9 protein-coding genes are annotated in these 9,659 nt (G+C 70.5%); 5 read left to right on the forward strand and 4 right to left on the reverse strand.

Annotated elements, in window-relative coordinates; all coding sequences use genetic code 11:
- Positions 1–151: 151 nt before the first annotated feature.
- The 5 genes from DDE13_RS21010 to DDE13_RS21035 all read left to right on the forward strand — a co-directional run bounded on the left by DDE13_RS21010 (position 152) and on the right by DDE13_RS21035 (position 6,542).
- Positions 152–1,312 (forward strand): MFS transporter, encoded by a 1,161-nt coding sequence (locus DDE13_RS21010; RefSeq protein WP_111406180.1) that lies wholly within the window; start codon positions 152–154, stop codon positions 1,310–1,312.
- A 367-nt stretch (positions 1,313–1,679) separates the two neighbouring features.
- Positions 1,680–2,939 carry an imelysin family protein gene (locus DDE13_RS21020; protein ID WP_111406182.1) on the forward strand — a complete coding sequence of 420 codons (1,260 nt, stop codon included), beginning with the start codon at positions 1,680–1,682 and terminating at the stop codon, positions 2,937–2,939.
- Positions 2,940–2,993: 54 nt separating this feature from the next.
- Positions 2,994–4,547: a di-heme oxidoreductase family protein gene (locus tag DDE13_RS21025; RefSeq protein WP_111406183.1), complete on the forward strand. Its 1,554-nt coding sequence runs from the start codon at positions 2,994–2,996 to the stop codon at positions 4,545–4,547.
- Positions 4,547–5,467, forward strand: coding sequence for an imelysin family protein (locus DDE13_RS21030; RefSeq protein ID WP_111406184.1), 921 nt, complete (start codon positions 4,547–4,549; stop codon positions 5,465–5,467). Before DDE13_RS21025 ends, DDE13_RS21030 begins: the two co-directional genes overlap by 1 nt.
- A gap of 4 nt (positions 5,468–5,471) precedes the next feature.
- A complete protein-coding gene (locus DDE13_RS21035) occupies positions 5,472–6,542 on the forward strand; it encodes a DUF1513 domain-containing protein (RefSeq protein ID WP_111406185.1) in 1,071 nt (356 codons plus the stop codon).
- Between the two features lie 29 nt (positions 6,543–6,571).
- Here DDE13_RS21035 and DDE13_RS23645 read toward each other — a convergent pair whose 3' ends face one another.
- The 4 genes from DDE13_RS23645 to DDE13_RS21050 form a co-directional block, all read right to left on the reverse strand.
- Positions 6,572–6,706: a hypothetical protein gene (locus DDE13_RS23645; RefSeq protein WP_268951270.1), complete on the reverse strand. Its 135-nt coding sequence runs from the start codon at positions 6,704–6,706 to the stop codon at positions 6,572–6,574.
- 104 nt (positions 6,707–6,810) lie between these two features.
- Positions 6,811–7,035 carry a hypothetical protein gene (locus DDE13_RS21040; protein ID WP_111406186.1) on the reverse strand — a complete coding sequence of 75 codons (225 nt, stop codon included), beginning with the start codon at positions 7,033–7,035 and terminating at the stop codon, positions 6,811–6,813.
- Between the two features lie 211 nt (positions 7,036–7,246).
- Entirely contained in the window at positions 7,247–9,283 is a 2,037-nt protein-coding gene (locus DDE13_RS21045) for a TonB-dependent hemoglobin/transferrin/lactoferrin family receptor (RefSeq protein WP_111406187.1), read from the reverse strand.
- A 140-nt stretch (positions 9,284–9,423) separates the two neighbouring features.
- Positions 9,424–9,659 (reverse strand): energy transducer TonB family protein (locus DDE13_RS21050; protein WP_162631152.1); only part of this gene is annotated, 236 nt, incomplete at its 5' end.

The following is a 9,659-nucleotide window of genomic DNA, read 5'->3' on the forward strand; positions in this document are numbered from 1 at the left end:
TGGCGCGGCCGCCGGTCTTCGCGCTCTACATCGCCCTGTCGCTGACCGGCGCCTTCGCCGCGGGGCTGCTGTTCCAGATCTGGACCGCACTGGCATAGGCCGCCCGGTACGGGCATTTTGCAGTGCCGTCATTCTGGACCGACACCCGATCATGATTCCAAGACTTTCGCCGAGGCACCGGGGCGCCATCGTCGCCGCCCTCGGGTCGTCCCTGACGGTCAGCTGGGCGTCGAGCTATTATATCCCCGCGGTTCTCGCCGTGCCCATGGCCGCGTCATTCGGGCTGTCGCCGGTCTGGATCTTCGGCGCGTTCTCCATGGCCATGGTCGTCTCGGCCACGGTCGGCCCATGGGCGGGCGCACGGATCGACGGGTCAGGCGGGCGCGGCGTGCTGTTGCTGTCGAACCTCGTCTTTGCCTGCGGGCTCGGGCTCCTGGCCGCCGCCCCGTCGCCGGCGGTTCTTTTCGCGGGCTGGGCGGTCATCGGGCTGGGCATGGGGATCGGGCTTTACGAGGCCGGTTTTGCCACGCTGGCGGGCATCTACGGCAAGGACGCCCGCGGTCCGATCACCGGGATCACCCTGATCGCCGGGTTCGCCAGCACCGTGGGCTGGCCGCTGTCCGGGCTGATGCTGGCGACCTGGGGCTGGCGGGAGGCCTGCCTCGGCTGGGCGCTGATCCACCTGTGCGTCGCGCTGCCGCTCAATGCCTGCCTGCCACGAGGGAACGCCACGTTGCCCGCACCCGCGACGGCGTCGCAGGACGGTCCGCCGCCGTCGCCCGTGGCACTCGGGCTTCTGGCTTTCGTCTTCGCCGCGACATGGTTCAACTCCACCGCCATGGCCGCGCATCTGCCGGGCCTGCTGCAGGCCGCGGGGGCCAGCACGGCTGTCGCCATCGCGGCGGGTGCCCTGATCGGCCCGGCACAGGTGGCGGCGCGGATGCTGGAGTTCGGCCTGCTGCGGCGATTCCATCCGCTCGTTTCCACGCGCATCGCGGCGGCGGCGCATCCCGTGGCCGCCGTGGCGTTGGTCGGACTCGGCGGACCCGCCGCTTATGCCTTCGCGCTGCTGCACGGGGCGGGCAACGGGATCCTCACGATCGCCAAGGGCACGCTGCCGCTGGCGCTGTTCGGGGCGGCGGGCTACGGCGCACGGCTCGGCTGGCTGGGCGCACCCGCGCGGATCGCGCAGGCGGCAGCACCGCTGGCCTTCGGCGCGGCGCTGACGGCGTGGGGCGTGTCGGCGATCTGGCTGACCGCCGGAATCGGGTTGGCCGCGACCGGCGCGCTGCTGCTGCTCCGCAAGCGCTGAAACGCCATCGCGGTCCCCGGACCCGCGGGTCGGGGCGCAACGGCGGGTCCTGCGCCAATGCACCCGGCTTGCGCATCCGTCGAAGAGCCGTCTGCCCGTTCGGGCCGGCATGGACCGGGCGCCCGCCCGAATGCCGCAGTGATCCGCGCTTGCAATGTCAGAGTATTTCCGTCAGGAAATGAAGCAGCCCCGATGGGCCATCACGGGCATGACATTGACGGAACCCAGCCACGACCCGCGCGCGCCCGCAAGGCACATGCCGCGGTGCGCCGCGATAGGCGCTGTCCAGCCCGGTTCTTCCCCTCCGAGGTGCTGCAACGCCTGCCCGGTTGCGCCACCCGGAACCGGATGAACGAAGGCACAGACCATGATCCGCACGATCCTGACCACCACGGCGCTCGCCGCCGGACTTGCCGCCGCGCAGGCGCAGACAGCGGCCGAAGTGCTCGACACCTATGCCGACATCGCCGCGGCGAAATACGAGGACAGCCTGGTCGCCGCGCGCGCGCTTCAGGTCGCCGTCGAGACGCTGACCGCTGACCCCTCGGCCCAAAAGCTCGCCGCTGCCCGCACCGCGTGGCTGCAGGCCCGCGTCCCCTATCAGCAGACCGAGGTCTACCGCTTCGGCAACCCGATCGTGGACGACTGGGAAGGCAAGGTGAACGCCTGGCCGCTGGACGAAGGGCTGATAGACTACGTGGACGGGGCCTATGGCGGACCCACGGACGCCAACCAGCTTGCCGCGCTGAACGTGATCGCCAACCCGACCTTCACCCTGTCGGGCACCGAGATCGACGCGACCGACATCACGCCCGCGCTGCTGGAAGACACGCTGCACGAGGTGGACGGGATCGAAGCGAACGTGGCCACCGGCTACCATGCCATCGAATTCCTGCTCTGGGGGCAGGACCTGAACGGGCACGGCGCCGGGTCCGGCGACCGTCCCTGGACCGATTACGCTACGGGCGATGCCTGCACCGGCGGCAACTGTGACCGGCGGGCAGATTACCTGACGGCGGCGACCGATCTGCTGGTGTCGGATCTCGAATGGATGGCCGCACAATGGACCGAAGGCGGCGCGGCCCGCGCGGCCGTGACCGACGACGAACGGGCCGGGCTGACGACTATCCTGACCGGCATGGGCTCGCTGTCCTACGGCGAAACGGCGGGGGAGCGGATGCGGCTCGGGCTGATGCTCAACGACCCCGAGGAGGAGCATTCCTGCTTCGCCGACAACACCCATAACGATCACTACTATGACGGGCTGGGCATCCGGAACGTCTATCACGGCGAATATGTGCGCATCGACGGCAGCCACGTGTCCGGGCCGTCGCTGTCTGATCTGGTCGCCGCGACTGACCCCGCGCTCGATGCCGATATGCGCATCCGGCTGCTGGAAACCATGGGCGCGCTGGGGCAGATCAAGACCGCCGCCGAGGCCGGGTTCCATTACGACATGATGCTCGCGCGCGGCGATGACGGGGGGGAGGCGCTCATCATGGGCGGGGTGGATGCGCTGATCGCGCAGACCCGGTCGATCGAGCGGATCGTGGCGGCGCTCGATCTGGGCGGGATTGCGATCGAGGGATCGGACAGTCTCGACAACCCGTCGGCCGTCTTCCAGTAACCGACTTGCGGGCGGCGTGGCATCCCCGCGCCGCCCGCTGCCCGGAGTTGATTCATGCGACGCGTTCTATGCCGTTTCCTGGCGCTCTTCCTTGCCTGCCTTCCAGCGGCTCTGCCGGCCGGTCAGGCGGAATCGCCGCCCTGGACGGGGCTCGGCGACCCGCATCTGGACGTGATTCCCCGGACTGACGCGGAGCGTGCGCGGATCGATGCCGTCACCGCCCTGCCCACCGATTTCTCCGCCCCCTGGCCGTTCGAGCAGAACGCGGGCGGTGCCCAGACCGTCCGGGCGCGCGACACCGCCGATGCGTTCTCGCAGCCCGCCGCCAACCTGACCTTCGCCCAGGAACTGGAATTCCGGGTGGGCAACGGGATGTTCCGACGGATCTGGGTGTCGGCGCCTGCCTCCACCATCGCGTCCGACGGGTTGGGGCCGCTCTACAACGCGCGGTCCTGCCAGCGCTGCCACATCAAGGACGGGCGCGGCCACCCGCCCGAAGGCCCGGACGACACCGCCGTGTCGATGTTCCTGCGCATTTCCGTCCCCGCTCCGGACATGGTTGAAACCGCGCGCTATATCGCGGGGACCCATGCGACCGCGCCCGATCCGGTCTATGGCACGCAGTTGCAGGATTTCAGCCTGCCCGGCCACACGCCCGAGGCGCAGATGCGGATCGACTACGAGGACATCACCGTGCCCCTGTCGGGGGGCGAGACCGCGACCCTGCGCCGCCCGACCTATGCCGCCGCCGATCCCGGCTATGGCCCGCTGCACCCGGATGCCATGCTGTCGCCGCGCGTGGCCCCGCAGATGATCGGCATGGGGCTGCTGGAGGCGGTCCCGGCGCAGGACATTCTGGCATGGGCCGACCCGAGTGACGCGGACGGTGACGGCATCTCGGGCCGCCCGCAGATCGTATGGTCCGCCTTGTACGACCAGCCCATGCTGGGCCGCTTCGGGCACAAGGCGGGAAACGGATCGGTGCTGGAACAGACCGCGAGCGCCTTTGCGGGCGACATGGGCATCTCCAACCCGCTGCATCCGGATGGTGCGGGCGACTGCACCGCCGCGCAGACCGACTGCATCACCGCCCGGCATGGCGGCGACCCGGAGCAGGGCGGGGTCGAGATCGACAGGACCGGCCTCGATCTCGTGACCTTCTACAGCCGCACGCTCGCCGTGCCCGCGCGGCGCGACGTGGACGACCGCCAGGTGCTGCGCGGGCGCGCGGTGTTCTTCGACACGGGCTGCGCGGCCTGCCACCGGCCCAGTTACGTCACCCACAGGCTGGCGGGGGAGGACCCGGCCAGCTTCCAGCTGATCTGGCCCTATACCGACATGCTGCTGCACAACATGGGGCCGGGGCTGGCCGACGACCGCCCCGAGGGCCGCGCGAACGGGCGCGAATGGCGCACGGCGCCGCTCTGGGGGATCGGGCTGACCGAAACGGTGTCGGGACACACGTATTTCCTGCATGACGGGCGGGCGCGGTCACTGCTGGAGGCCGTGCTGTGGCATGGCGGCGAGGCACAGGCCGCCCGCGCCCGGGTGGTCGAGATGCCACCCGAGGAACGCGACGCCCTGATCCGCTATCTGGAGAGCCTGTGATGCGCCTGACATTCATAGCCGCCGCGCTGATGCTCGCCACCGTCCCGGCCCGCGCCGATGTGGGCGCGCTGCTCGACCGGCACATCCTGCCGGGCCTTGCCGCCTTCGCCGATGCGACCGGGGCGCTGGCCGATGACGCCGCCGCCGATTGCCGGGCCCCGGCGCTTCGCCCGGGGCTCGACGCGGCCTTCGATGCGTGGCTGCCCGTAGGCGATCTGCGCATCGAGCCGTCGGAAACCGGCGCGTTGTCCATCGCCTTCTGGCCCGACCCGCGCGGTTTCACCCAGCGCACGCTGGCGCGACTGGTGGCGGAGGAGGACCCCGTCGCTGGAGATCCCACGGCCTTCGCGGAATACGCGACGGACAACTACACCTGCCGACTCGCCGCGACCATCGCCGCCGATCTGCGTCGGCAGGCGGCGGCGTTGGCGACGGCCTGGACCGACGGCTTCGCGGCAACCCTGCGCAGCGCGGGCGCGCCGGGCAACGCCACCTACCTGAGCGGCGACGAGGCGCTGCGCGCAGTCTATACCCAGGTCCTCGGGGGGCTGGAGTTCACCGCCGACCAGCGGCTGGGCCGCCCCATGGGCACCTTCGACCGACCCCGCCCCGCGCTGGCCGAGGCGCGCCGGTCAGGCCGAAGCCTGCGCCACGTGATCCTGGCCGCGCAGGCCGGGCACGACATGGCGCTGGCGCTGGCGGGGCACGATCTGCCCGTCACAACCGCCGCCATGGGCCGCGTGCGTGACGCGGCGGGCCGCATCTCCGACCCGGCCTTCGCCGATATCGCGGACCCTGCCGCGAGGCTACGGGTGGAGGTGCTGCAGCAGGCCGTGGACGGTTTGCACACTGCCATCGCGGCAGAGCTTGGCACGCCCATGGGCATCGCGCCGGGCTTCAACGCGCAGGACGGGGACTGACGCCATGACGACACGCCGGGGGTTCATCGCATCGCTTCTTGCGGCGGGGGCGGCACCGCGGCTTGGCTGGGCGGCGGCGGGGAACCCGTCCTACCTGGCCGCCGCGCGGGACACGGGCGGACAGCACGCGCTCTATGGGCTGGACCGCGCGGGCGGCCTCCGCTTCCGCGTGCCGCTGCCCGCGCGCGGCCACGCTGGCGCGGGGCATCCGCAGCTTGCCGAGGCCGTGGCCTTCGCCCGCCGTCCGGGCCGTTTCGCGCTGGTCATCGACTGCGCCACAGGCATCGTGCGCCACAAGCTGACACCGCCACCGGGGCGGCACTTCAACGGCCACGGGGTCTTCGCCCAAGATGGCGCGCTGCTGCTGACCGCCGAACAGGCCAGCGCCGACAGCGCGGGCATCATCGGTCTGTGGGATGTTGCCGCCGGTTACGTCCGCGCGGGTGAATGGGCCACGGGCGGAGTGGGGCCGCACGACATCCGCCTGATGCCCGGCGGTGCCGCGCTTGCGGTGGCCAATGGCGGCATCGCCACGGACCCCGAGGACCGCACCAAGCTGAACATCGCCACGATGCGCCCGAACCTCGCCTATCTCGATCTTGCGGGGCGCGCGCAGGAAATCGTGGAGCTTGACACCGACCTGCACCGCAACTCCATCCGGCACCTTGCCGTGCGCGGCGACGGGCTGGTGGGCTTCGCGATGCAGTGGGAAGGGGAACCGGGCGCCGCGCCGCCGCTTCTGGGCCTGCACCGGCGGGGCGCGGCGCCCGTGCTGGCGGAGGCTCCGCTGGCCGACGAGATCGCCATGCAGGGCTACGCGGGCAGCATCGCCTTCGCCGGGGCGGGCGACGACATCGCCATCACCTCCCCCCGCGGCGGAAGGCTGCACCGGTTCGACGCCACCGGCGCGTTCCGGGGCGCCGTGTCGCGCAGCGATATCTGCGGGCTGGCACCGCTGGGCGACGGATACCTCGCCAGCGACGGGCTGGGCGGGCTGCTGGCCATCGGCCCAGACGGCGCCCGCCCGCTGGCACGCCACGGCTGCGCCTGGGACAACCATATCGTGGCCCTGTAGCGAAACGCGCCGAAAGCGATGCGCCGGGCTCAGACGTTCCCGTCCGCCATCGCCGCGAGCGTCTGGCCGTTGGCCGAGGACACCGCGACGACCGCTTCGCCAGCCAGTCCCGCCACGCGGGTCGGCGTGTTGAGGGGGCGGCGACCGAAATCCGCGTTGACCATGTAGATTGCGCCGTCCGAACCTGCACCAGCCCGTTCGGTATGGGCAAGTTGACGCCAGAGGCGTTGCGCGCCTCGCAAAACCACATCGTCGCCGTTGCGGTCGATCAGGCGGTAACGGCATCGGCATTGCCGTCGCCCGCGTAGACGCCGCCGTCACGCGTCTCCAGCAAGGTGAAAGTGTTGGTCGTGGGCGCGGCGAGCCCTGCGGCGCTGGTAGCGCTGGAAAAGGTCCTGCGGCCGCCGCCGGGCACGTCGAGCAGATTTGTCCTGTCGGTGCCCTGATCGCTCAGCACCACCCCGGCCCGGACGGGCGCGAGCACGCGTGTCATGTCATGTCTGCTGTGAGGTGGGCGCGTGCCTGCGTCGGGACCCTGTCGGTTTCTTGCCTAGGTGATCTTGTTGTTGACTGAAATTGGACGCTTTTTGGCGCGGCGGGCAACTGCCGATGGCATTGCGTTGGTCGTGATCCCTGGCACAACGCCCCATGACCGGCACGGGGCGCGGGCGCCGCCGGGACCACCCGGCGGCACGCACATCGGATCAGAAGGCGACGCTGGCCGAGATCTTGTAGGTCCGGCCCGGCTGCGGCAGCGCGTTGGGATAGATCGTGTATTGCGCGTCGAGCAGGTTATCCACCCCGAGGCGGAACACCGTGCGCGCCAGCGGTCCGTCCGTCGGCGCCACCGAGGCGAAGAGATCATAGACCTCGTAGCCCGCCGCGTCGGCCGCGCCCGCGGGCACGTCGGTCTTCGTCGCGGTAAAGGTCGCCCGCGCGCCCACGGTCAGCGCCGCGGTGGGCCGCAACCCGAATGTCGCCGTCAGCCGGTCCTGCGGGATCGACCCCAGCGCGTTGCCGTCGCTGTCCTCGCCCCGCGGCAGGGTCAGGCCCGCGCCCGCGAACCAGAACCCCGCATCGTAATCGACCTCCGCCTCAAGCCCCCAGAGCGTCGCATCGGTGTTGCGGCTGGTCGTCGTGCCATCCACCGTCGCACCGCCGCGCCCACCGCGGATCGTCGAGAAATCGATGAAGGTCACGGTCTGGTCGATGTAATCCTCCACATCGGCGTAATAGGCGTTCACCGACAGGTCCAGCCGGTCGGCGGGATCGAACACGCCGCGCTGCGACAGGCGCGTGCCCAGTTCCACCTGTGTCGATTTCTCGGATTTCAGGTCGGGGTTGGGCACGAAGCGGTTCACACCGCTGAAGCTCAGCCCGCGGCCCAGCGGGAAACCCGCGGCGGCGAAATGGGTGCCGTCGTTGTAAAGCTCGGTCAGGGTCGGTGCGCGATAGGCCCGCGCGACATTGCCGAAGATCTGCCAGTCGTCGGTGGGGCGGTAGCTGAAGCCGAGCCGGGGCGACACGAAATCCTCCTCCACCGCATCGAGCCCGGCGGCGTCGGGGTCGCGGTCGTAGCGGTCCACGCGCAGACCGGGGATGATCTCGAACCGGTCCGTCACCGCGATGGTGGCTTCGGCGAAGGCGCCAAGCGTCGTCGCGGTGGCGTCCGGGAACTGTGCGCGCGCCGCCCCGTCGCGGGTGCCTTCCTGCGTGTCGCGAACGGCCTCGATCCCGTAGACCAACGTGACGCCGTCAAAACGCGACCGGTTCACCACCTCTGCACCGACCGTGCGGTATTCGGTGCGGTCGTCGCGGGGACTGGCGATGCGCTCTTCTTCGATGGTCAGGTCGTTGCCATAGAGCAGCACCGACAGGTCCACGAGGTCCGATCCCGCGGGCGCATAGTCCCAGGACAGCCGCGCGGTGGACACGGTAGCATCCCGGTCCACGTCGCCGCTGCCCGATGCGGCATTGGCGTTGGGCGGCGTGGTGCCCTCGTCCTCGTAGCGCGACAGGCTCAGCTCGATGCGCTGGTCCGGCGTCGGTTCCAGTCCGAACTTGACAAGCCCGTTGCGCAGGTCGAGCTGCGAGTTGCGGATGGCGTCGCCATTGCCGTCATCGAGATCCGTGCCGATGCTGCGCAGCCCGCCAAAGGCCAGAACGTCCACCGGGCCAGACCGCCCGGCCAGCGTCAGGCTACCCTGCGCGATCTCGCCGTTGCTGGCATAGCCCGCCCGCAGCCGTCCGCCGAAACTGCGGCCCGGTTCCAGCAGGTCGTCGGCGTCCTTCGTTTCGACCGAGATCACGCCGCCAAGCGCGCCCGACCCGAACAGGGTGGACCCGCCGCCGCGCAGGATCTCGATGCGTTGCACGATGTCGGGGTCGACGAAGAACCGCCCGCGATGTGCCTGGTTGAAGTTGGATCGCCCGCCATCGAAGCGCAGCACGATCTGTTCGTCACGGAAGCCCCGGATATTGGGTTCCTGCGCGATACCGCGCGGCCCGCCGTCGATGCTGACGCCGGGGATGTCGCCGATCAGCCCCTCGAAGTCGCTGGCCTGCCGGGTATCAAGCGCTTCGCCTTCTACCACGCTGGCCGCAACCGGCGTGTCAAGGATCGACCGCTTGTCGCGCAGGGCAGAGCCGAGCATCACCGGGTCGAGCATCGCAGGCTGTTCCTGCGCCGCGAGGCCGGTGGCGACCAGCGCCGATGTCAGGGTGAGGCAAGCGTATCTCATGGGCAGGGTCCGTTCCGCTGGAAGTGAGACGCGGGGCCTGCCGTGTTGGGTGGGACGCGATGAACTCTAGGCACATCGCAAACCTTAGTAAAAGAGTCAAATATATTTGCCGCGGTTTTTTGTCGGGATGCGGGCCCCCCTCAGCGCCGGCCCTCGAAGGCGATGCTGAACCGGGTCTGCGCACCCTCGGGCGGGGGCGGAAAGGGGGCGGCGCGCCGGACATGGTCGAGCGCGATGCGGTCCAGCGCGCTGTCGCCCGACGACCGGGCGATGTCGAGCGCGGCCAGCCCGCCGCCGGGGCCGACCGCGAAGGCCAAGACCACGGTGCCGCGGCGGTTCGTGTGCTCCCGCCGCGTGGCCGCGATGCGCGCGTTGA

Origin of the sequence: Meridianimarinicoccus zhengii (assembly GCF_003254465.1) — a bacterium.
In the GTDB taxonomy this organism is placed as follows: domain Bacteria; phylum Pseudomonadota; class Alphaproteobacteria; order Rhodobacterales; family Rhodobacteraceae; genus Meridianimarinicoccus; species Meridianimarinicoccus zhengii.

What these genes read in the sequence shown, in the direction of transcription:
- DDE13_RS21020 (WP_111406182.1), top strand. Translation starts at nt 1,680, where the DNA reads ATGATCCGCACGATCCTGACCACCACGGCGCTCGCCGCCGGACTTGCC.
- DDE13_RS23645 (WP_268951270.1), bottom strand. Translation starts at nt 6,706, where the DNA reads ATGGTCAACGCGGATTTCGGTCGCCGCCCCCTCAACACGCCGACCCGC.
- DDE13_RS21035 (WP_111406185.1), top strand. Translation starts at nt 5,472, where the DNA reads ATGACGACACGCCGGGGGTTCATCGCATCGCTTCTTGCGGCGGGGGCG.
- DDE13_RS21045 (WP_111406187.1), bottom strand. Translation starts at nt 9,283, where the DNA reads ATGAGATACGCTTGCCTCACCCTGACATCGGCGCTGGTCGCCACCGGC.
- DDE13_RS21010 (WP_111406180.1), top strand. Translation starts at nt 152, where the DNA reads ATGATTCCAAGACTTTCGCCGAGGCACCGGGGCGCCATCGTCGCCGCC.
- DDE13_RS21025 (WP_111406183.1), top strand. Translation starts at nt 2,994, where the DNA reads ATGCGACGCGTTCTATGCCGTTTCCTGGCGCTCTTCCTTGCCTGCCTT.
- DDE13_RS21040 (WP_111406186.1), bottom strand. Translation starts at nt 7,035, where the DNA reads ATGACACGCGTGCTCGCGCCCGTCCGGGCCGGGGTGGTGCTGAGCGAT.
- DDE13_RS21030 (WP_111406184.1), top strand. Translation starts at nt 4,547, where the DNA reads ATGCGCCTGACATTCATAGCCGCCGCGCTGATGCTCGCCACCGTCCCG.